General features: G+C 65.1%; 17 protein-coding genes. 12 read left to right on the plus strand and 5 right to left on the minus strand.

All coding sequences use genetic code 11. From position 1 onward, the window contains the following. Positions 1 to 132 precede the first annotated feature (132 nt). Complete coding sequence (gene pdxS, locus MUN23_RS19060) at positions 133 to 1,059, plus strand: pyridoxal 5'-phosphate synthase lyase subunit PdxS (protein WP_058932332.1); 927 nt, start codon at positions 133 to 135, stop codon at positions 1,057 to 1,059. A gap of 228 nt (positions 1,060 to 1,287) precedes the next feature. On the opposite strand, the gene MUN23_RS19065 is transcribed toward pdxS, so the two are convergent. Continuing rightward, complete coding sequence (locus MUN23_RS19065) at positions 1,288 to 3,300, minus strand: M3 family metallopeptidase (protein WP_248760424.1); 2,013 nt, start codon at positions 3,298 to 3,300, stop codon at positions 1,288 to 1,290. A gap of 84 nt (positions 3,301 to 3,384) precedes the next feature. On the opposite strand from MUN23_RS19065, the gene MUN23_RS19070 reads away from it, so the two are divergent. Further along, on the plus strand, positions 3,385 to 4,656 hold the full coding sequence (locus tag MUN23_RS19070) for a CapA family protein (protein ID WP_248760425.1): 1,272 nt from the start codon (positions 3,385 to 3,387) through the stop codon (positions 4,654 to 4,656). Between the two features lie 36 nt (positions 4,657 to 4,692). Here the strand turns inward: MUN23_RS19070 and MUN23_RS19075 are convergent, their stop codons facing one another. Beyond that, the gene (locus MUN23_RS19075; protein WP_248760426.1) at positions 4,693 to 5,460 is read right to left on the minus strand and encodes a type 1 glutamine amidotransferase; all 768 of its coding nucleotides are present in this window, start codon (positions 5,458 to 5,460) and stop codon (positions 4,693 to 4,695) included. Then, positions 5,457 to 6,749 (minus strand): Mur ligase family protein, encoded by a 1,293-nt coding sequence (locus MUN23_RS19080; RefSeq protein WP_248760427.1) that lies wholly within the window; start codon positions 6,747 to 6,749, stop codon positions 5,457 to 5,459. Before MUN23_RS19080 ends, MUN23_RS19075 begins: the two co-directional genes overlap by 4 nt. A 90-nt stretch (positions 6,750 to 6,839) precedes the next feature. On the opposite strand from MUN23_RS19080, the gene pdxT reads away from it, so the two are divergent. The 9 genes from pdxT (at position 6,840) to MUN23_RS19125 (ending at position 16,733) form a co-directional block, all read left to right on the plus strand. After that, positions 6,840 to 7,550, plus strand: a complete 711-nt coding sequence (pdxT, locus tag MUN23_RS19085) for a pyridoxal 5'-phosphate synthase glutaminase subunit PdxT (protein WP_248760428.1) — start codon at positions 6,840 to 6,842, stop codon at positions 7,548 to 7,550. Between the two features lie 3 nt (positions 7,551 to 7,553). Continuing rightward, positions 7,554 to 8,309 carry a YebC/PmpR family DNA-binding transcriptional regulator gene (locus MUN23_RS19090; protein WP_058932337.1) on the plus strand — a complete coding sequence of 252 codons (756 nt, stop codon included), beginning with the start codon at positions 7,554 to 7,556 and terminating at the stop codon, positions 8,307 to 8,309. A gap of 35 nt (positions 8,310 to 8,344) precedes the next feature. Then, on the plus strand, positions 8,345 to 8,923 hold the full coding sequence (ruvC, locus tag MUN23_RS19095) for a crossover junction endodeoxyribonuclease RuvC (RefSeq protein WP_056340336.1): 579 nt from the start codon (positions 8,345 to 8,347) through the stop codon (positions 8,921 to 8,923). A 90-nt stretch (positions 8,924 to 9,013) separates the two neighbouring features. After that, positions 9,014 to 9,658 (plus strand): Holliday junction branch migration protein RuvA, encoded by a 645-nt coding sequence (gene ruvA / locus MUN23_RS19100; RefSeq protein ID WP_141140748.1) that lies wholly within the window; start codon positions 9,014 to 9,016, stop codon positions 9,656 to 9,658. Next, a complete protein-coding gene (ruvB, locus tag MUN23_RS19105; protein ID WP_248760429.1) occupies positions 9,651 to 10,739 on the plus strand; it encodes a Holliday junction branch migration DNA helicase RuvB in 1,089 nt (362 codons plus the stop codon). The genes ruvA and ruvB overlap by 8 nt, the downstream gene beginning before the upstream one ends. 182 nt (positions 10,740 to 10,921) lie before the next feature. Further along, positions 10,922 to 11,311: a preprotein translocase subunit YajC gene (yajC, locus tag MUN23_RS19110; protein ID WP_056340327.1), complete on the plus strand. Its 390-nt coding sequence runs from the start codon at positions 10,922 to 10,924 to the stop codon at positions 11,309 to 11,311. Positions 11,312 to 11,422: 111 nt separating this feature from the next. Then, positions 11,423 to 13,180, plus strand: coding sequence for a protein translocase subunit SecD (gene secD / locus MUN23_RS19115; RefSeq protein ID WP_248760430.1), 1,758 nt, complete (start codon positions 11,423 to 11,425; stop codon positions 13,178 to 13,180). Beyond that, the gene (gene secF, locus MUN23_RS19120; RefSeq protein ID WP_248760431.1) at positions 13,180 to 14,202 is read left to right on the plus strand and encodes a protein translocase subunit SecF; all 1,023 of its coding nucleotides are present in this window, start codon (positions 13,180 to 13,182) and stop codon (positions 14,200 to 14,202) included. Before secD ends, secF begins: the two co-directional genes overlap by 1 nt. Before the next feature lie 137 nt (positions 14,203 to 14,339). After that, on the plus strand, positions 14,340 to 16,733 hold the full coding sequence (locus MUN23_RS19125) for a bifunctional (p)ppGpp synthetase/guanosine-3',5'-bis(diphosphate) 3'-pyrophosphohydrolase (protein ID WP_305886571.1): 2,394 nt from the start codon (positions 14,340 to 14,342) through the stop codon (positions 16,731 to 16,733). 691 nt (positions 16,734 to 17,424) lie between these two features. On the opposite strand, the gene MUN23_RS19135 is transcribed toward MUN23_RS19125, so the two are convergent. Next, positions 17,425 to 19,071, minus strand: a complete 1,647-nt coding sequence (locus MUN23_RS19135) for a DUF349 domain-containing protein (RefSeq protein WP_248760434.1) — start codon at positions 19,069 to 19,071, stop codon at positions 17,425 to 17,427. 67 nt (positions 19,072 to 19,138) lie between these two features. Further along, positions 19,139 to 19,939, minus strand: coding sequence for a peptidylprolyl isomerase (locus MUN23_RS19140; RefSeq protein WP_248760436.1), 801 nt, complete (start codon positions 19,937 to 19,939; stop codon positions 19,139 to 19,141). Positions 19,940 to 20,171: 232 nt separating this feature from the next. On the opposite strand from MUN23_RS19140, the gene hisS reads away from it, so the two are divergent. After that, on the plus strand, positions 20,172 to 21,557 hold the full coding sequence (gene hisS, locus MUN23_RS19145) for a histidine--tRNA ligase (protein ID WP_248760438.1): 1,386 nt from the start codon (positions 20,172 to 20,174) through the stop codon (positions 21,555 to 21,557).

Below are 21,557 nucleotides of genomic sequence, written 5' to 3' on the forward strand. Positions count from 1 at the left end.
AGCCCGCCGCCTGCCGTGGGACTAGTATTGTGACTGCCCGGTCAATGGATCCGGCAACCCGGTGCGTGTACTTTCGGTTTCTTGCCGCCCTCACGCCCGGCGAAGATCATCTATCTACCCATAGGGGTTTTTGTGTCTACACCTGATGTAAGCAGCGAAGCCGGTTCGTCCGCGAACAGCGTCACGGGCAGCAACCGCGTCAAGCGCGGCATGGCTGAGATGCTCAAGGGCGGCGTCATCATGGACGTCGTCAACGTTGAACAGGCCCGCATCGCCGAAGACGCCGGTGCCGTTGCAGTGATGGCGCTGGAACGCGTTCCGGCTGATATCCGTGCCCAGGGCGGCGTGTCCCGCATGTCGGACCCGGACATGATCGACAAGATCATCGCAGCCGTGTCCGTCCCGGTCATGGCCAAGGCCCGGATCGGCCACTTCGTGGAGGCCCAGGTCCTGCAGTCGTTGGGCGTGGACTACATTGACGAGTCCGAGGTCCTGACCCCGGCCGACTACGTCCACCACATCGACAAGTGGAACTTCAAGGTTCCCTTCGTCTGTGGCGCCACGAACCTTGGTGAGGCGCTGCGCCGCATCAACGAAGGCGCGGCCATGATCCGTTCCAAGGGTGAGGCCGGCACCGGCGACGTCTCCAACGCCACCGGACACATGCGCCAGATCCGCGCCGAGATCGCCAAGCTTGCCGCCCTGCCCAAGGACGAGCTCTACGTCGCGGCCAAGGAACTGCAGGCCCCGTACGAACTGGTCAAGGAAGTTGCCGCCGCCGGCAAGCTCCCCGTGGTGCTGTTCACCGCGGGCGGCATCGCCACCCCGGCCGACGCTGCGATGATGATGCAGCTCGGCGCCGACGGCGTGTTCGTCGGTTCCGGCATCTTCAAGTCCGGCAACCCGGCCCAGCGCGCCGCTGCCGTGGTCAAGGCCACCACGTTCTTCGATGACCCCGACGTCATCGCCAAGGCCTCCCGCGGCCTCGGCGAAGCCATGGTGGGCATCAACGTCGACGAGATCCCGCAGCCGCACCGCCTCTCCGAGCGCGGCTGGTAACTCGCTTTATTGGGGCGCCTGGCGGCGCTGTGGGGCGCCGGACGGCGTCATCCTCGGCGCGCTATTCCCCGCGCGATGTTGGCAGCTGAGTAGCTGCTCGCGGCGCGGGGCCCCTTTTACGCGCGCTGCCGGATAACACCGCCCCTCGCCTTGCGCACCTTCTGCACGACGGCGGGTGGCCACCTTTTCGAAGGCGGCCACCCGCCGTCGTTCTTTTAAGGGAGAGGGTCAGTCGAGGCCGCGGCGTTTCAGCAGGGGTTCCAGCCGGGCGTCGCGGCCGCGGAGCGCGCGGAAGGATTCCAGCGGGTCCCTGCTGTTGCCGCGGGAGAGCAGCTCCTGGCGGAAGCGTTCGCCGTTGGTGCGCGTTATGCCGCCGTTCTCGGTGAACCAGTCCACGGTTTCGGCATCCAGCACCTCACTCCAGATGTACGAGTAATAGCCGGCCGCATAGCCAGCCCCCGCGAAGATGTGCTGGAAATAGCCGGTGCGGTAACGCGGCGGGATCAGGGCATGAGCCACGCCCGCGGCCGCGAGGGACTTCGCCTCAAACGCCAGGACGTCGTCGGGGATTTCGGTTTCGTCCAGCACATGCCAGGCCAGGTCCAGCAGCGCAGCACCGAGGTATTCCGTGGTCCCGAAGCCTTCGCCCCAGAGCCGTGAGTCGTTCAGCTTGTCCACCACCTGCTGCGGAAGCGGTTCGCCGGTGGCGTGGTGCCGGGCATAACTGGCAAGCACCTCCGGCCACAGGATCCACATCTCGTTGACCTGCGACGGGTATTCCACAAAGTCACGGGGGACAGCAGTCCCGGCGAACCGCGGATACGTCACGTTCGACAACAAGCCGTGGAGTGCGTGTCCGAACTCGTGGAAAGTGGTGCGCAGCTCGTCCAGCGTCAGGAGAGTGGGCTCGCCTGCCGGCGGCTTGGAGATGTTGAGGTTGTTGATCACCACGGGCCGGGTGCCCAGCAGGCCCGACTGGTCCACCAGCGAGTTCATCCAGGCGCCGCCCCTCTTGGATTCGCGGGTGTAGTAGTCTCCCAGGAACAATCCCAGTCCGCTGCCGTCCTGGTCCCGGACTTCCCAGACGCGGACGTCCGGGTGGTAGCCTGCGAGGTCCTTGCGTTCGTGGAACGTGATGCCGTAGAGGGATGTGGCGGCAAAGAAGACGCCGTCCCGGAGGACGCGTTCCAGCTCGAAATAGGGGCGGAGTGCCTGCTCGTCCACGGAGTACTTTTCCCGCCGCACCTTGGCTGAGTAAAACGCCCAGTCCCAGGCCTCCAGCGGATGCCCTGCCGCCTCGGTCAGGGCCGCAGCCTCGGCGTCGGCATTGCGCACAGCCGCCGGGGCCAGCCTGGTCAGCATGGACTGGACCGCGTCAAAGTCGCGGGCTGTCTGGCGGTCCACCACGAGTTCGGCATAGTTGGCGAAACCCAGAAGGGCTGCCTTTTCAGCGCGCAGGCGTGCCGTCGACCTGGCCAGTTCCAGGACGTCCAGGCTGCCGCCGTCACTGCCCCGGCCGATGGAAGCTTCAAACAGCCGACGGCGGACGTCCCGGTTTTCGAGGGCAGCCAGGGCAGGTTGGTTGCTGGGCTGGATCAGCGTCAGCAGGAATTTTCCGTCGTGGCCAACGGCGCGGGCCGCCTCAGCGGCGCTGGCGACATCATCTGCCGGCAAGCCGGCCAGTTCGGCTGCTGTGTCCAGCAGCAAGGCAGCCGATTTCATGGCTTCCTTGACCCGCTGTCCAAACTCCGTGCCCAGACTGGACAGCTCCGCGTTGATTTCCTTCAGCCGTTCCTGGCCCGGCTTTTCGAGCTGGATCCCGGACTGGCGGAACTCCTTCACGTACTCCTCCACGAGCCGGACGGACTCACCGTCATGCCCGGAGGTGTCAATCGCCGCGAACCTGTCGAACAGTGCCCGATTGAGGTAGATCTCGTCCTGATGCGCCGAAATGCGGGGTGAGAGTTCGGTTTCCAGGTCACGGATTTCTTCTGAGGCGTCGGCTGAGGCAAGGGTAAAGAAGGAGTCGGCCGCCCGCTGGAGCAGTTGGCCGGACTTCTCCATGGCCAGGGCCGTGTTCGCGAAGTCCGCCGGCGCCGGGTTGTCCACGATCGCCTGGATTTCCAGGAGATGTTCCGCCAGGCCAGCGTCGATGGCATCGGCGTAATCGGATGGTTTGATCCGGGCAAAAGGCGGCAGCCCATAGGGCAGGGCGCTGGCGCTGAGGAGGGGATTCGTCATCACGCTAACCTTTCATACTGGCGCATGCTTCTCAACGCGCGGCTTTGCCGAATTTGCGCGGCGGCCAGACCTACAATGACGCCTATGGGGAAAAGGTTGGGCGCTGCTTCGGTGCGCGCTGTTGCTGTTCGTTCCGCTGCTGCGGTGTCCGCCGGCGTCCTGGCCTCGGCGTTGCTGGCAGGATGCGGCCTGGTCGCCGAACAGACTGTTCCGTCCTCCGGTGCAGCTTCGAGTACCGGCGGCGGGACAAGGCAGCCAAGCCCGACGGCGACCCCCACCCCGACGCCCACTCCCACCCCCGGCGCGGGGCCGGCCTGCCCCACGCTGCGGTGCACGTCCGTCGTCGTGACCGGCGACATGCTGGTCCACACCCAGCTCTGGCAACAAGCCCGCGACGATGCCTCCGCAGCAGGCAAACCAGGGCTGGACTTCACCCCGCTCCTCGAAGGCCAACGAAAGTACATCCACGCCAGCGACCTCGCTATCTGCCACCAGGAAACGCCCGTGGCCGGGCCCGATGGCCCGTTCTCCGCGTACCCGTCATTCAACGTCCCGCCGCAGATCATCACAGCCGCTAAGGCGGTGGGGTACCAGGCCTGCACCACCGCGAGCAACCACACGATCGACCGAAGCACGGACGGAGTACTGCGTACCCTGGACGCCCTGGATGCGGCGGGGCTGAAGCACACCGGTTCCTACCGCACCCAGACGGAGTCGCAGGGAATCCTGATCCTGCAGACCACCGCCGCCAAGATTGCCATCATCCAGGGAACCTACGGGCTCAACGGCCAATACCCTGAATACGACTGGCAGGTGGACATGCTGGACGCGCCCACCATGATCGCCAAGGCCGTGAAGGCACGGGCGCTCGGCGCGGACATCGTGCTCGGTGCCATGCACGCCGGCGACGAGTATGCCAGTGAAGCCAACGCCCAGCAGCAGGAGGTGGCCCACGCCCTGGTGGACAGCGGCCAGTTCACCATGATCTACGGCCACCACACCCACTCGGTGCTGCCCATCGAAAACTACAAGGGAACCTGGATCGTCTACGGCCTGGGCAACGGAGTCACCGAACTGTCGCCCTGGTACGTAGTGAACAACGAGGGCCTGCTCGTGCGGGCACAGTTCAGCCAGGACGCAGCCGGCAAGTGGACGGCGTCGGACCTGGCCTGGGCCCCCTCGGTGATTGTCCGCGATCCGTACCGCTGGTGCTCGGTGGCAACCGACGCACCGCAGGGCGTCTGTGCAACTCCCGAGGCCGACGCCGCTACCAGTGTGAGGACCGCCACGGTGGTGGACTCGATGGGCGCGGCTGCTGCCGGCGCGCACGAACTGCTGATCACCAAGGATCCCTGAGACAGTTCGACGGGGAAATCGTCCGCGCAGCGCTACTCAGCGCGGACGGCGCGTTGCGTGCTCCCGGGCCAGCACCGCGTAGCGGTCGTCCGGTGCGCCGGCCGTGAAGGTGCCGTATTTACGCTCGGCGGCGGTCCTGATGAGGAAGTCGGCGATGGCAGGGTTCTTGGGCAGCAGCGAACCGTGCAGGTAGCTGGCCACCACATTCTTGTAGCGTGCGCCCTCGTGACCGTCGCTGCTGTTGTTGCCGGTACCTTTCGAGGTGGTCCCCAACGGCCGGACGCCCGCACCCAGCGTGGTCTGCCCGCTGTGGTTCTCGTATCCCAGCACCTCGCCGAACTCTTCGGTGGCCACCCGGACGTTGCCGATCAGGCGCTCGTCCGTGCCGTGTGTCTCCACGTCCAGGACACCGATGCCCGGTATGACCGAGCCTAACCGGGTCTTGAAGAAGCGCCCGAACAGCTGGTACAGCCCGCAGATCACCAGCATGGGTGCGCCGTCCTCGGCCAGCTTCGTGAGGACGCCGGCCTGCGACTGGAGGTCGTCCTTGATGACCAGCTGTCCGCTGTCCTGGCCGCCGCCCCCGACAATCAGGTCAACATCGGCGGGAAATTCGTCACCGACGTTGTACTCCAGCAGCTCCGGGGTGTAGCCGTGCCAGCTGATCCGCTGCTTGAGCACCAGGGCGTTGCCCCAGTCGCCGTAGATATTCATGTCCCGCGGGTAGAGCTGCAGGACCCGGATGGTTCCCTTGGAATTCTGTTCGACGCCGTCCGGCCCGCTGCCGGTTGATTCAGCGGTCATGAGACCACCTCCACTGTGGTGATTTTGGACAGCTCGCGGCGGATGGCCAGCATGGCTGTGTAGGTGCAGAAGATCCGCTTCGGTTTGCCCGTGGCGTCCCGGATGAACGCGGCGAGTGCGGGGGCGATCTCCGGCTGGACCCCGCCAATCCGGACGTCGTCATACTGCAGCCGCAGCGCCATGTCGTAGGCGCGGGAACCTGTCAGCTGGTCCACGCCACCGTCGCGGAGCGAATCGAATTCCACGTCCCAGAGCCAGGACATGTCCCGGCCGTCGGCGTAATTGTCGTTGATGGCGATCATGGTGGCGTAACCGCCCGCGGGGAAGGACTTCAGTCCCAGCCGGAAACCGCTGGGGTTCTTCACCAGGACAAGGTCCAGGGGCTGGCCGTCCACCGTGAGGCTTTCGCCGCGGCCGAACGCCGGCTCCACCTGGGACAGCGCGGTGAGCAGGGTGGCGTGGTCGGCTGTGGCGGCACCGCCGCCACAGATGCTGCGGGCCAGGGTCAGCGCCGCAGCCGCGTTAAAGATGTTGTAGACGCCGCGGAGCTTCATCGCGGTGGTGACCGTGGCGCCGTCGTACTCAAAATCGGCGGTGTCGGGCCCCACTTTGCGGAGCACGACGTCGGCCGCTGGCTTGTGGGGGAGCGCTGCGGGGGCGGGGCTGCCGGGCGCTGCCCGCATGTCGTCGTCGTTGGGGAAGGTGCTAAGGAGCGAATCGTCCAGGCCGAAGTACTGGACGTCCTGGCCGGTGAGGGTTTCCGCGATGCGGGCCACCCGCGGATCCTCCCGATTGAGGACCACTGTTCCCGTGGTTTTGTCGGCGATGTGCTGCAGCAGCTGGGCCGTTTTGTCGATCTCCCCGAACCGGTCCAATTGGTCACGCAGGACGTTGAGCAGGAGGCTGTACCGCGGCGGAACACGGTTCACAAAATGCGTGGCGTGGGCTTCGTCGAGCTCCAGCACGGCGACGTCGGCCCTGAGCCTGCCGCGCCAGTCCACTTCGCCCAGCAGGGCGGCCGCCACGCCGCGGGTGAAATTGCTGCCGGTGCGGTTGGTGAAGACCTTCAGGCCCTGGCTTTCCAGGAGTTCCACCACCATCTTGGTGGTGGTGGTTTTGCCGTTGGTTCCGCTCACCACGGCGACGCCGTGGGGGAGCGTGGAGAGCGTCCGCTGCATAAAGCCGGGATCGATTTTTTCGACCACCAGCCCGGGCAGCGCGGACCCTCCGCCCCTGAGCCGGGACACCCGGCGGACCAGCTTGCCGAGCGGAACACTGATGTAAAGCATGCTCTGTAATATATCCCAGCAACGGCATAGAACCCTTCCCGGAAGCGCTTCCGGCGCCGCCCCGGGACCAGCGCACATTATGCTGATTGGATGACAAACCCCCTTTCGGCTGCTTCTGCACGCGTGGGCTCGGGCCTCCGGATCGGCGTCCTGGCGCTTCAGGGCGACTTCCGCGAACACCTCCGGGCCGTGGAAGCCGCGGGTGCCGCCGGCGTCGGAATCCGCCGCCCCTCCGAACTGGACGGCCTGGACGGCCTCATCATTCCCGGCGGAGAATCCACGGCCATCGACAAGCTGGCCCGCGCCTTTGAGATGGCCGGACCGTTGAAGGACCGGATCCGCGACGGACTGCCGGTCTACGGTTCATGTGCCGGCATGATCCTCCTCGCCGACGAGATCGCCGATCCCGCCACAGACCTGGCCGGCCACCCGCAGCAGACCTTCGGTGGCCTGGACATCACGGTGCGTCGCAACGCCTTCGGCCGGCAGCGCGAGTCGTTCGAAACGGACCTGGATTTCAAGGGCCTGGACTTCAGCGCCACGGAATCCGGTGTGGCTCCAGTACACGCCGTGTTCATCCGCGGCCCCTGGGTGGAACGCGTCGGCGACGGCGTGGAGATACTGGCCCAGGTGGAGCCCGCAGACCCTGAGCACGCGTCCCACGCGGCGACTCTGCCGGGGACAGCTAGAATTGTTGCAGTGCGTTCCGGCCACCTGCTGGCCACCTCCTTCCACCCGGAAGTGACTGGGGAGAAACGCGTACATGAACTTTTTATCCGCATGATCAGAGGAGACGCGTAAAGCATGTCAGGACACTCCAAATGGGCGACTACCAAGCACAAGAAGGCCATCCTCGATAGCCGGCGTGCAAAATCGTTCGCCAAACTGATCAAGAACATCGAAGTCGCCGCGCGTATGGGCGGACCGGACCTCGCCGGCAACCCGGGCCTGGAACTCGCCGTCACCAAGGCCAAGAAGACCTCCGTTCCGGCCGACAACATCGACCGTGCCATCAAGCGTGGTGCCGGCCTCACCGGCGAAGTGGTTGACTACACCGAGATTATGTACGAATGCCGCGGACCGCAGGGTTCGGCGCTGCTGATCGAGTGCCTCACGGACAACAAGAACCGCGCCGCCTCCGAGGTCCGCCTGGCCATCTCCCGCAACGGCGGCACCATCGCCGATCCCGGTTCGGTCAGCTACCTGTTCAGCCGCAAGGGCGTTGTCTCGCTGCCGAAGAACGGCCTGAGCGAGGACGACGTCCTGATGGCCGTCCTCGACGCCGGAGCCGAGGAAGTCAAGGACAACGGGGAAAGCTTCGAGATCCACTCCGAACCGACCGACCTCCAGGCCATCCGCGATGCCCTCAAGGAAGCCGGAATCGAGTACGAGACCGACGAGGCCGAGTTTGTGCCGTCCATGCAGGTGCCGCTGGACCTCGATGCCGCCAAGAAGTTCATGAAGCTCGTGGACGCCCTGGAAGAGCTCGACGACGTCCAGAACGTTTACAGCAACGCCGACCTCAGCGACGAAGTCCAGGCCGCCCTGGAAGCTGAGTGACTTTCCGCTTTGTGGCCTAAGGCGGATGTCCCAGGGTGACCCTTCGCGTATTAGGCGTTGACCCGGGCCTCACCCGGTGCGGCATCGGCGTGGTCGACGTCGAGCGGAACAGGCGCGCCACAATGGTGGCAGTCGGAGTGGTGGGTACCTCTCCCGAGGAGACCCTGGACCAGCGCCTGCTGGTTATTGCCTTGGCCATCGACGAGTGGCTGGACCGCTATGAACCCCAGGTGCTCGCCGTCGAACGCGTTTTTTCCCAGCTCAACGTCAGTACGGTGATGGGCGTGGCGCAGGCCTCCGGTGTGGTGATTGCCGCCGCCGCCCGGCGCGGGATCCCGGTGGCTCTGCATACGCCGTCGGAAGTGAAAGCAGCGGTGACCGGCAGCGGTACCTCCAACAAGGAAGCCGTGACCAAACTCGTCACAAAAATCCTCAGGCTGGACGCGCCGCCGCGGCCGGCGGACGCTGCAGATGCCCTGGCCCTTGCCATCACGCATGCCTGGCGAGCCGGCAGCGGAGCCGCGGTGGCCACCACCGGCCCCGGCAGCCTGTCGCTGACGCCGGCCCAGCGCGCGTGGGCCGATGCCGAGGCGAAAGCGCGCCGCGCACGCTGAATGTCCGGGGCGCTTGCTAGGGTATTCGTAGATATGTTCGGATAGCCGGTCCTACCCCCAAGAGCCCGGCAGTACACCAGGAGCCCGGCTTTGATCAGTTTCCTTCGCGGAACCGTAGCGCACGTTGGCCTTTCCGCCGCCGTGATCGACCTCAACGGGGCGGGCATGAGCGTCAACGCCACGCCGCAGACCCTCAGCCGCCTCCGAACCGGCGAGGAAGGCAAGCTCTTCACGTCGCTGATCGTGCGCGAGGATTCCCTCACCCTGTTCGGTTTTGCCACCGACGACGAACGCGAGGTCTTCGATGTCCTGCTCAGCGTCAGCGGCGTAGGTCCGCGGCTCGCGCTGGCGGTGCTCGCCGTGCACGAGCCTGAAGCGATCAGGGTTGCCGCGCACACGAGTGACAGCAAGACGTTCACCACGGTGCCCGGCATCGGCCCCAAGGTGGCCGGCCGGATTGTGCTGGAACTGGCCGGCAAGCTGGTGCCCCACGGAACGGCAGGTGCCGCCGGCGTGTCCACTCCGGCCGAAGCGGCCTGGAAGCCCCAGGTGGTGGCGGCCATGACCAGCCTCGGGTGGTCGGAAAAGGATGCCGGTGCCAGCATCGAGAAGGCCCTTGCAGACGATCCCGAGGTGGAATTCCGTGGCAATGTGGCCGAGATCCTGCGGACCACGCTGCGCTGGCTGGGCCAGGATGGTGCGCGGGCCGGTAACCGCGTAGGCAGCCGTGGCTGAGCCTTCGGTGGTGGCGGCGGGGGAGGAACCCGAGGAACGGGTGATCGAAGCCGCCCTCCGGCCGAAGAACCTGGATGACTTCGTGGGCCAGCACCGGGTACGCCGGCAACTCTCCCTGGTCCTGCAGGCCTCCCGGATGCGGGGACGCAGCGCGGACCACGTACTGTTTTCCGGCCCTCCAGGCCTCGGCAAAACGACCCTGGCCATGATCGTGGCCGCTGAAATGAACGCGCCACTGCGGATCAGCAGCGGTCCGGCCATCCAGCACGCCGGCGACCTCGCCGCCATCCTTTCCTCCCTTTCCGAAGGGGAGGTCCTGTTCCTGGACGAGATCCACCGGATGTCCAGGCCGGCAGAGGAAATGCTCTACATGGCCATGGAAGATTTCCGGGTGGACATTGTGGTGGGCAAGGGCGCCGGGGCCACCGCCATTCCGTTGGAACTCCCGCCCTTCACCCTGGTGGGTGCCACCACGCGCGCCGGTCTGCTGCCAGGACCGCTCCGGGACAGGTTCGGGTTCACCGGGCATCTGGAGTTCTACAGCGTGGCCGAGCTGGAACTGGTGCTCAGGCGCTCCGCCGGCCTGCTGGACCTCAAGGTCAACTCCGCGGGATTCAGCGAAATTGCCGGCCGGTCCCGCGGTACGCCGCGTATTGCCAACCGCCTGCTCCGCCGGGTCCGGGACTGGGCACTCGTGCATGGGATTGAGCAGATTGATGCCCGCGCCGCTTCCGCTGCCCTGGACATGTATGAAGTGGACAAGCGAGGCCTGGACCGGCTGGACCGGGCAGTCCTGGAGGCCCTCATTACGAAGTTCGGCGGGGGACCCGTGGGACTTTCCACCCTGGCCATTGCGGTGGGGGAGGAGACCGAGACCGTGGAAACGGTGGCGGAACCGTTCCTGGTGCGCGAAGGCCTGCTGGGCCGGACGCCCAGGGGACGCATCGCCATGGCTCCGGCCTGGACCCACCTGGGCTTCGCCGTACCGGCCGGAGTTTTCGGGCAGGAGCCGCTTGATCTGTTCGAACCGGACCCGGACAGCGCCGAGTCCGCGGCCGAATGGGCACCGAACGGTCAATAGCACTGTCCTCCCAGCTTTTCCCTTTAGACTGGTATGACACCCGGCACGTTCGGGTCTGTGTTCCCGCGACGGCTCCGAGGAGCCGCTGCCTGCCAGGCAGGATTCTCTGCAACGGGGAACGACGCGGACGCTGCCAAACACCCGATACGCCAGTACAGAACGGAATCTTCCCTGTGGATCCAATGAACATCGTCTTGTTCGCAATGCTCGGAATCTTTATCTTCATGATGTTCCGCCGCAACAAGAAGACCAAGGAGCAGCAGGCAACGCTGCAGTCCCAGTTCGAGCCCGGTGTTGAGGTTATGACGAGCTTCGGACTCTTTGGTCGGATTGTCTCCATGGACGACGCCGAGAACAAGGTTGTCCTGGAACTCTCCCCCGGGAACCTGGCCACCGTCCACCGCCAGTCAGTGACCAAGATCGTGGAGCCGCCCGTCGAAGCCGAGACTCCGGCCGTCCCGGATGACGCCTCCTCACTCACCACTGAAGAAGCAGGCACCCCGGCAGCATCCGCCGAAACCCCGGACGAGACCCTGAAGCGCCTCAACGACGAAGGCAAGAAGGACAACTAGTCCGCGCCGTACGGCAGCCCGCGTTACAACACCTCTACGGCTGGGGACAACCGCCGGTGGGACAGATAGCTCCCGCCGGTGGTTCCTCCGTAAATAAGAGAAAGATCGACAATGGCACGAACTGGCCCTAACAACTCAGGCCTGAGGGTACTGGTGTGGCTCGGCGTAGTCCTCGCCGTGCTGACCGCCGTCCTGGCCGGCGGCAACCTCGCCGGACAGGCAAGCTGGGCACCCAAGCTGGCACTGGACCTCGAGGGTGGCACCCAGATGATCCTGGCGCCCAAGGTTGAGGGCGGTTCGGACATCAATGAAGAGCAGCTCAACCAGGCCGTAGCCATCATCCGCCAACGTGTGGATGGTTCAGGTGTTGCCGAAGCGGAAATCAGCACGCAGTCCGGCCGCAACGTAGTGGTCAGCCTTCCGGGTACACCCACGAAGGAAACCCGCGACCTGATCCAGGCCTCCGCGGACATGAACTTCCGTCCCGTATTGCTGAACGGCGACGGCGCGCCCGTTCCCACGGAATCCCTCACCCCCGAAGACCAGCTTCCGAAGCCCACGGCGGAGCCCGCCAACGGCAGCGATATCAACTGGATCACCGCGGACATCTACCGGCAGTTCGAAACCATGGACTGCAACAATCCTGCGCCGGAGAGCCCGGAGGCCTCCGATCCGACAAAACCCCTGGTTACCTGTGAACCGGCAACGGAGACCACGCCGGCCATCAAGTACATCCTGGGTCCGGTGGAGGTCAAGGGCGGCAACATTGTCACGTCCTCCTTCCAGCTGCAGCAGGGTGCGCAGGGCGCTGTGACCAACGACTGGGCCGTCAACATCCAGTTCGACGACGAAGGCACCGCCAAGTTCAAGTCGGTCACCGAACGCCTGAACCAGTTCTACGTGGCAGCCGGCGGCGAGACCGGCAACGACCCCAAGGCTCAGTTCGCCATCGTTCTCGACGACCAGGTCATTTCCGCGCCGCGCTCCTTGGCGGTCATCACAGACGGACGTCCGCAGATCACCGGCGGCTTCACCGAACAGACCGCCAAGGTCCTTTCCGACCAGCTTCGCTTTGGTGCACTGCCCATCAGCTTCGAGATCCAGAGCGACCAGCAGATCTCCGCCACCTTGGGTGGCGAACAGCTCCGCATGGGCCTCCTTGCAGGCATCATCGGTTTGCTCCTGGTGGTGGTCTACTCACTCTTCCAGTACCGGGCCTTGGGCCTGGTGACCATTGCATCGCTGGTGGTGGCCGGCGCCCTGACTTATCTGGCCATCGCACTCCTGGGCTGGACCGAAAACTACCGGCTTTCCCTGGCCGGCGTGGCCGGCCTCATCGTCGCCATCGGCCAGACCGCTGACTCGTTCATCGTCTACTTTGAACGCATTCGCGATGAACTCCGCGAAGGCCGTGGATTGGTCTCCGCGGTGGAGAACGGCTGGAAGCGGGCCAAGCGCACTGTCCTGGCCTCCAAGGCCGTGAACCTGCTGGCCGCGTTGGTGCTTTACTTTGTGGCCGTCGGCAACGTCCGCGGGTTCGCTTTCACGCTGGGTCTGACAGCCATTGCCGACCTCATAGTGGTCTTTATGTTCACGCACCCGACGCTGCGGCTCCTGGCGCGCACCAAGTTCTTCGGGGAGGGCCACCCGCTCTCCGGCCTGGACCCCAAGCGGCTGGGCGTTGTGCCGCTCTACCGTGGTGCAGGGCGCCTGCGAACGCCGGAGGCCAAGCCGTCCGTGGTCCGCGCCAAGAACACCGGCGCGGCGGCCGAGGCTGAACGACGCATGACCATCGCAGAACGCCGCCTCGCGGAAAAGCAGGAGCAGCTCACCGGCTCCTCCAAGAGCGCAGCCAAGGAGAACAAGTAATGTCCAGCAGCTTCGCCAATTTCGGCAACGAGCTCTACACCGGGAAGCGCTCCTACAACTTCGTCGGTGCCAAGAAACTGTGGTTCATCATCGCCGCGGTGGCAGTGGCGCTGTCCATCCTCATTCCGGTTGCCAAGGGTGGCTTCAACCTTGGCATCGAATTCCGCGGCGGTTCGGAGTTCACCGTGTCCAACGTGCAAAGCACCGACTCGGCCCTTGGTGAAAAGGTTGTCGAAGACGTTGTGGCCGGCAGCGTTCCGCGTGTGGCCAATGTCGCCGGTACCACCATGCGGATCCAGACGGACAAGCTCACGGATGACGAGACCCTCCGGATCAAGGAAGGCCTCACCTCGGCCTACGGCGTCACTAACAACGAGGTGACGTCAACCTTTATTGGACCCACCTGGGGCGCGGATGTCACCAAGCAGGCCCTGATTGGCCTGATCGTCTTCGTGGCCCTGGCCGCGGTGCTGATGGCGCTGTACTTCCGGACCTGGAAGATGTCACTGTCTGCAATGGCTGGAATGCTGGTGACGATGATGATCACCGCCGGCGTGTATGCCCTCAGTGACTTCGAGGTGACGCCCTCAGCCATCATTGGGTTCCTGACGGTGCTCAGCTACTCCCTCTATGACACGGTGGTGGTCTTCGACAAGATCCGTGAGAACACCGCGGATCTCGATGCGTCCACGCGCCGTACTTTCGGTGAGGAAGTCAACCTCGCCGTCAACCAGACCCTGGTGCGTTCCATCAACACCATGATGGTGGCCATCCTCCCGGTCGGTGCCATCCTGTTCATCGGGGCCGGCCTCCTGGGGGCAGGCACGCTGCGCGACCTGTCGCTGGCACTGTTCGTCGGAATTCTGATCGGTACGGCGGCCACCATATTCATCGCTGCCCCGATGTATGCCTGGCTGCGCCAGAAAGAACCTGACCTTGTGAAGCAGGCGAAACGCGTCGAACACCGCAGGTCCGCCAACAACGCCCGGACCGAAGAATCGGCTGAGCCCGCAGAGGCCTGACCTTTTGCATCAAAGCGGGCCGGGCGGTGTCGGAATACCGACGTCGCCCGGTCCGTTTCGCATTTAGGCGCCGGTTACATAAGTGAACTGGCGGGGGAATAGACTGGGGTAATTAAACAGTCGTGAGGGGTGCTTCATTGGAAGAACGTTCGGCGTCGGTGCCAACGGCAGGCGGGGATAACAGTCCGGGACACGGGGTTCAGACCGGACTGACCGCTTCCGCACGCCCGGCGCCAGTTGTTCCCGTGGACAAATCGGGCGCCCGCCCTACATTTCCCGGACGCCGCGAACGAACCCGCTCCCGCCTGGCCCGGCTGACCGGCCGCGGCACGGCAACCTATTCGCCCATTCTTGAGCCGCTGCTGCGTACCGTCCGTGCGAACAACCCAAAAGAAGATTTTGATCTCATCCAGCGCGCCTTCGAGGTGGCTGAGCAGAGCCACCGTGGGCAGAAGCGCAAGAGCGGTGATCCCTACATCACCCACCCCGTGGCCGTAGCAACCATCCTCGCTGAGCTGGGCCTCAGCGGAACCACACTCGCCGCGGCACTGCTGCACGACACGGTCGAGGATACCCCTTACACACTGGCGGACCTCAAAAGGGACTTCGGTCCAGAGGTTGCCATGCTGGTAGACGGCGTCACCAAGCTGGACAAAGTCAGCTTTGGTGAAGCCGCGCAGTCAGAGACCGTCCGCAAGATGGTTGTGGCCATGGCCAAGGACATCCGGGTCCTGATGATCAAGCTCGCGGACAGGCTCCACAACGCCCGGACCTGGCGGTTTGTCTCCGCGGAGTCATCGGCCCGAAAAGCCCGCGAAACCCTGGAAATATTCGCGCCCCTGGCCCACCGCCTGGGCATGAACACCATCAAATGGGAGTTGGAGGACCTGTCCTTCGCGGCCCTGTATCCAAAAGTCTATGAGGAAATCGTCCGCATGGTGGGCGACCGCACCCCGGAACGGGAGAAAAGCCTCGGCGTCATCCGGGACCAGATCACTGAGGATCTCCGTACTGCCCGGATCAAGGCCACCATTACCGGCAGGCCGAAGCACTATTACTCGATCTACCAGAAGATGATCGTCCGGGACAAGGATTTCGACGACATCAACGACCTCATGGGCGTCCGTGTACTCGTCGATTCGGTCCGGGACTGTTACGCCGCCCTAGGCACCATGCATTCGCGCTGGAACCCGCTGCCGGGGCGGTTCAAAGACTACATCGCCATGCCCAAGTTCAATATGTACCAGTCGCTGCACACCACGGTGATCGGACCCGGTGGCAAGCCCGTGGAGATCCAGATCAGGACCCACGAAATGCACCGCCGTGCTGAGTACGGTGTCGCCGCCCACTGGAAGTACAAGGATCAGCCCAGCCGTACGGCTGTCGGGCCGGGCAGCCCCCGCGACGGTGACATGGGCTGGCTGAGGTCCCTGGTGGACTGGCAGCAGGAAACGTCCGATCCCGGAGAATTCCTGGACTCGCTGCGGTTTGAGATCAACGCCCGCGAAGTCTTTGTCTTTACCCCCAAGGGTGAGGTCATGGCACTGCCCGCCGGATCGACTCCGGTGGATTTTGCGTACGCCGTCCACACCGAGGTGGGGCACCGCACCATCGGCGCACGGGTCAACGGCAAGCTGGTCCCGCTCAACAGCGAGCTGAACCACGGCGACTGGGTGGAGATCTTCACCTCGAAGGCGGAAGGCGCCGGCCCCAGCCAGGACTGGCAGCATTTCGTCAAGAGCGCGCGTGCGCGGAACAAGATCCGCCAGTGGTTCAGCAAGGAACGCCGCGAAGAGGCAATCGACCGTGGCAAGGAACTCCTGACCCGGGCGATGCGCAAACAGAACCTGCCCCTGCAGCGCCTGATGACGCACGAGGCCCTCGCGGCGGTAGCCGCAGAGTTCAAGTACCTTGACATCTCGGGCCTCTACGCCGGCGTGGGCGACGGTCATACGTCAGCGCAGTCGGTCATGGAGAAACTCGTTGAAAGCCTGGGCGGCAACGAGAGCACTGACGACGACATCACTGAAGTCAGCATCCCCACGCAGGTGGCCAAAACCAAGTTCTCCGATTCCGGCGTGGTGGTGCGCGGCGTTGGCGATGTCTGGGTGAAGCTCGCGCGCTGTTGCACGCCCGTTCCGCCGGATCCGATTCTCGGTTTTGTCACCCGCGGCTCCGGGGTTTCGGTGCACCGCACGGACTGCACCAACATTTCGGATCTCCGGGACCAACCCGACAGGATTGTCGAGGTGGACTGGGCACCCACCCAGTCAAGTGTTTTCCTGGTGGAGATCCAGGTTGAGGCGCTGGACCGGAAGTCCCTGCTCTCCGACGTCACGCGTGTCCTGTCCGAGAACCACGTCAACATTCTGGCGGCAAGCGTGAACACCTCCACCGACAGGGTGGCCATCTCCAGGTTCGCCTTCGAGATGGGCGACCCCAAGTACCTCAGCCACGTTCTCAGTGCCGTGCGGCGCATCGACGGCGTGTTCGACGTCTACCGGACCACCGGTAACAAGCGCCGGAGCTAGCAGGGCCAGTTTTTCCAGTGCAGCCCGTTTGTGGGGGACCCGCGGGCTGGCCTCAATGGCCAGGATCAGCAGGCGCAGCCGCACGTCCCGCTCCGGGCGGGCCAGCAACCCCGCTAGCGCCGGCAAGGCCCGGTGGGCGTCGACATGCAGGGCGATGTCGACGGCGGTGCGCAGTGGACTCGACACCATCAGCCCGCCCATGCTGACAACGTCGAACGGCCCAAGCCGGACTTCATGGAGCGTGCAGCCCCTTGTGTTGCGGAGGCTCGAAATCCGCCGCTTCGCATCCACAAGCAAGGCCAACCGGTCCGGTTCAGCCGCACAGCCGTAGATCCAGGCCGCCGTCATCCGCCCGGCCACCACGCGTTGCCTGACGGCCGCCGGAACCGCGTTGGCCACCGTTCTGGCCCGCACCTGGGGTGACGCGGGAGCATCCGGCAACGTGAAGCCGCGCTGGTGGAACTGCGCCAGGACACCGTCCGCTGCCAGCGACTGGAGTTCGGGCCACGCGAAAGGCTTGCCCGGCGAATACAGGTCCGGGTATTGGGGTGGTGGGGAGGTGGCCATCCCCCCATCCTGCCGCGTCTTCCCTTAACGCGCACAGGCCCGGCCCCGGTTATGTGGATAACCGGGACCGGGCCCATGCGTCCTGCGACAGGCGCCTGACGAAAGGCGTCCTACAAACTACTGACTAGGAAAGCTCGCTGGCCGAGCGCTGGATCTGGTCCAACCATGCCTGCCTCGCCTCGAGGGCTTCGCGGGCCCCCTTGATCTTGCGCTGGTCGCCGGCTTTTTCGGCCTTGGCGAGATCGTCCTGCAGGCCGGAAATGGCTGCTTCCAGCTGCGACAGGGCGCTGTTGGTACGGGCCTTCGTCTCGGGGTTGGAGCGCTGCCAGTTTTCCTCTTCGGCGTTGCGGACAGCGTCCTCCACCTTGCGGAGGCCGGCTTCGATGCGGCCCATGTCGGCGCGGGGCACCTTGCCGGCTTCTTCCCAGCGGTCCCGGACAGACTGGAGCGCCTTCTTGGCCGCGGCCAGGTCCTTGACCGGCAGGATGGTGTTCGCCTCGACGAGGAGCGATTCCTTCACCGTGAGGTTGGCAGCGTATTCCTGGTCGATCTCCTCGTTGGCTGCCTGCCGGTGCGTGAAGAACACATCCTGGGCGGCACGGAAACGGGCCCAGAGGGCGTCGTCGTCCTTGCGGCTGGCGCGCGGTGAGGCCTTCCATTCATCCATGAGCCGGCGGTATTCGCCGGCGGCAAAGCCCCAGTCGGTGGACGAGGACAGGGCCTCGGCTTCGGTGATGAGCTTCTCCTTGGCCGATTTTGCGGCCGAGTTGGTGCTGTCCAGCTGGGAGAAGTAGGCGCGGCGGTGACGGTCGAAGACGGTGCGGGCGGCACGGAACCGCTTCCACAAGGCGTCCTCGTTGCTGCGGCCAAGCCGGATGCCGCCCTTCTGGGCTGTCTTCCAGCTTTCAAAAAGATCGTTCATCCGGGCGCTGGAGGTCTTCCATTGGATCTGTGCGGGATCCTGCCCCGAGATCTCTTCGGCTTCGGCCACGATGGCCTCGCGGGCCGCGAGCTCGGCGGAGCGAACGGCGTCGTGTTCTGCCTTCTCTGCCTTTTCGAGTTCTGCGATCTGCACGGAAACAGCGTCGAGCCGTGCTTCTGTGGAACGGAGGTCTCCCACCATGTTCCGCTCCGCCAGCTGCTCGCGCAGGTGCGTGACGGTCTTCTGCATATCGGTGCTGGGCGCCCTGGAGCTGATGCGCTGCTCCAGGAGCAGGACCTGCGCAACAATGTCGTCATGCTTCCTCGCGAAGTAGGCAAGGGCTTCGTCATTGCTGACGCCGGGGTACTGGCCCACCGGGTGCTCGTCGCCGTCGATCGTCAGGAATACGTGGCCGTCACCCTCGACACGGCCCCACTTTGCGGCTTCCGCCAGCGAGGTCGCGGAGGCGACCGGAGCTGGTGCTGCCACAGGTGCGGCTGCCGCCGGCTTGGGCCGGGCGGCGAAGGCTGCCGGTGACGGGGCGGGTCGAGCTGCCGGAACAGGCACCGGTGCCGGAGCCGGGGCTTCGTCAGCCGCGCTCTCGTCACCGGCCGCACTCTCTTCAACCGGTGCGGCCGGGACCTCGGCACGTTCCGCCAGGGCCACCGGGGCCTCGGCATCTTCGGCCTGGACGGCCACGCCCTCTGGATCCACGTCCGCTTCGGCCGCGGTTTCGTCAACCGTGGCCTGTTCGGCGGTCGCCTGGACAGCGTCTGCCTGGTCAGCCACGGGGGCCGTTACCTCGGTCAGGTCTGCTGCTGTTTCGTCGGATTTCTGACTGTCTGTCACCGCTAAAAGTCTTTCGCTTGGAGGGAAATACTCACGTACTGCACCGCGGCCGTAAGGGCCTGGCTTCCTACTTCAGAGAAACCGAGTCTATCGTGACTGGTTGCACAGGTGCGCCGTCTGATGCGCTGGAGCCGGGCTGGATTCCCGCGGCGGCAATGGCATTGACTGCTTCCATTCCAGAAGTCACCTTGCCCACCACCGTATAGCCCCCGGCCGAGTCGGCGGGAATCACCGTGTCTTTGTAGACCACAAAGAACTGCTTGCCGTTACCGTAGGCGTTGTCGCCGGACCGGGCGATGGCAATCGTGCCCGCAGGGTAGATGTTGTCTACTGGCGTGTTTTCGAGGGGACCCCAGGTGTACTCGGGGTCGGCAGTAGCGGTGGCGCCACCGCACTGCAGGAGTCCGAAGGTTTCGCCCGTGGTCAGCCGGTGGCACGCGCTGCCGTTGTAGAAGCCCTCGTCCGTCAGTGCTTTGAAGACCGCGGCAGCCTGGGGTGCCTTGGTACCGTCGATTTCGACGCCGAGCACGTTCCCGTTCAGTGCCAGTTCACCGGTGAACACCTTCCCGGCGGCAGTGTCCGGGGCCGGGATGTTCGCGCCGTTCGTGGCGGGCGCGGAAGGCGTGGGGGAGTCGGTTGGGCTGGTCAGGCCAGCCTCCGCGGCGGCGAATTCCTGTTCAGTGGGATTGCCGGCAAAGGCAGTGAACTGAAGCACGACGGCGAGCAGGACGGCGGCGGTTCCGGCGCAGGCGGCGATGAGGTTGTCGCGCTTGCGGCGTTTCTCCTGGTCCCGCCGCAGCTCGCGCTTTGCCTCCATCTGCTGGATGCGCCGTTTGGCTTCGCGGGCGCTGCGTGAACTGGCCGCCAATGGTCCTCCTTGTATCGGGCCGCGTCCGGTAGGAACTGAATCCGGAGGCGGTTGTCTGCCGGCAGCGTTGCGGTGCCGGCCGCCGTATTAGAGATGCCGGCGGATGACGCATAAACTGACTGCCGCACATAGTTTATGCATGAGTTGCCGGACTGCCGCCGTTCCCCGCCCGTTTCGGGCGGAATGCCGGGCAAAGTCCCAGGCACCCTTCATCAAGAGGAGAACTTCCACCATGGCACGCACCGCCTCCCTGTCCGGATTCCCCGAGTGGCTTCCCGAGGAGCGGCTGGTGGAGCTGCACGTGCTGGACACCCTTCGCAAGGTTTTTGAGCTGCACGGCTTCGCGTCCATCGAGACCCGTGCCGTGGAAACCGTGGCCCAGCTCCTGCGCAAGGGTGAGATTGATAAGGAGGTGTACGGCCTCAGCCGCCTTCAGGACGACGACGCCGACACCTCCGAGGCGGGCAAGGCCGGCAAAGCGGACCCCCATGCCCTCGCGCTGCACTTCGACCTCACGGTGCCTTTTGCGCGGTACGTCGTCGAGAACGCCGGGTACCTCGCGTTCCCGTTCCGGCGCTACCAGATCCAGAAAGTCTGGCGCGGGGAACGCCCGCAGGAAGGCCGGGCCCGTGAATTCACCCAGGCAGACATCGATGTGGTGGGTGACGGCGAGCTGCCGTTCCGCTATGACGTGGAGATTGCCCTGGTCATTGCCGAAGCCTTGAGCGCACTGCCGATTCCGGACTTCCGCCTTCGGATCAACAACCGCAAGCTTGCCGAAGGCTTCTACCGCGGCATCGGCCTGGATGACACCGCCGGCGTGCTCCGCAGCATCGACAAGCTGGAAAAGATCGGCGCAGCCAAGGTCGCAGATCTGCTCAAGACCGAACTGGGTGCTACTGATGACCAGGCGCAGGCAGCGCTGAACCTGGCAGGAATCCGTACCGAGGACACCTCGTTTGTGGCCCAGGTCCGCGCACTCGGCGTGACGAACGACCTCCTCGAGGAGGGCCTCAATGAACTGGAACAGGTGATCGAAGCCGCCGTGCAGCGCGCGCCGGGCAAGGTTGTTGCCGATCTCAGCATCGCCCGCGGCCTGGATTACTACACCGGCACGGTGGTGGAGACGGTCCTGGTGGGCCACGAACAGCTCGGTTCCATCTGCTCCGGCGGCCGCTACGACGCCTTGGCGAGCAAGGGCAACCGCAAGTTTCCCGGCGTCGGCCTCTCCATCGGCGTGACCAGGCTGGTGTCGCGCATCCTGAGCCAGGACCTGGCCAAGGCTTCCCGTTCGGTGCCCACCGCCGTGCTGGTGGCGCTCACCACTGACGAGAGTTGGGGTGCCGCGCAGGACGTTGCCTCCCAGCTCCGCAGCCGGGGCATCGCCACCGAAGTGGCCGCCAAGGCCGAGAAGTTCGGCAAGCAGATCAAATTCGCGGACCGCCGCGGCATCCCCTTCGTCTGGTTCACCGACGACGACGGCAAGCACCAGGTCAAGGACATCCGGTCCGGCGAGCAGGCCGACGCCGATCCCGCAACCTGGACGCCGCCGTCGGAAGACCTCAACGTCCAGGTCACAACAGTCCAGGTGCCAGCGGCGGCAGCCCAGCCGGCCTGA

The sequence above is a fragment of the Pseudarthrobacter sp. SSS035 genome (assembly GCF_023273875.1).
In the GTDB taxonomy this organism is placed as follows: Bacteria; Actinomycetota; Actinomycetes; order Actinomycetales; family Micrococcaceae; genus Arthrobacter.

Coding starts and splice junctions, on each gene's coding strand:
- MUN23_RS19090 (WP_058932337.1), top strand. CDS start 7,554: ATGTCAGGACACTCCAAATGGGCGACTACCAAGCACAAGAAGGCCATC.
- MUN23_RS19080 (WP_248760427.1), bottom strand. CDS start 6,749: ATGCTTTACATCAGTGTTCCGCTCGGCAAGCTGGTCCGCCGGGTGTCC.
- secD (WP_248760430.1), top strand. CDS start 11,423: ATGGCACGAACTGGCCCTAACAACTCAGGCCTGAGGGTACTGGTGTGG.
- MUN23_RS19070 (WP_248760425.1), top strand. CDS start 3,385: ATGGGGAAAAGGTTGGGCGCTGCTTCGGTGCGCGCTGTTGCTGTTCGT.
- MUN23_RS19065 (WP_248760424.1), bottom strand. CDS start 3,300: ATGACGAATCCCCTCCTCAGCGCCAGCGCCCTGCCCTATGGGCTGCCG.
- hisS (WP_248760438.1), top strand. CDS start 20,172: ATGGCACGCACCGCCTCCCTGTCCGGATTCCCCGAGTGGCTTCCCGAG.
- secF (WP_248760431.1), top strand. CDS start 13,180: ATGTCCAGCAGCTTCGCCAATTTCGGCAACGAGCTCTACACCGGGAAG.
- MUN23_RS19075 (WP_248760426.1), bottom strand. CDS start 5,460: ATGACCGCTGAATCAACCGGCAGCGGGCCGGACGGCGTCGAACAGAAT.
- pdxT (WP_248760428.1), top strand. CDS start 6,840: ATGACAAACCCCCTTTCGGCTGCTTCTGCACGCGTGGGCTCGGGCCTC.
- yajC (WP_056340327.1), top strand. CDS start 10,922: ATGAACATCGTCTTGTTCGCAATGCTCGGAATCTTTATCTTCATGATG.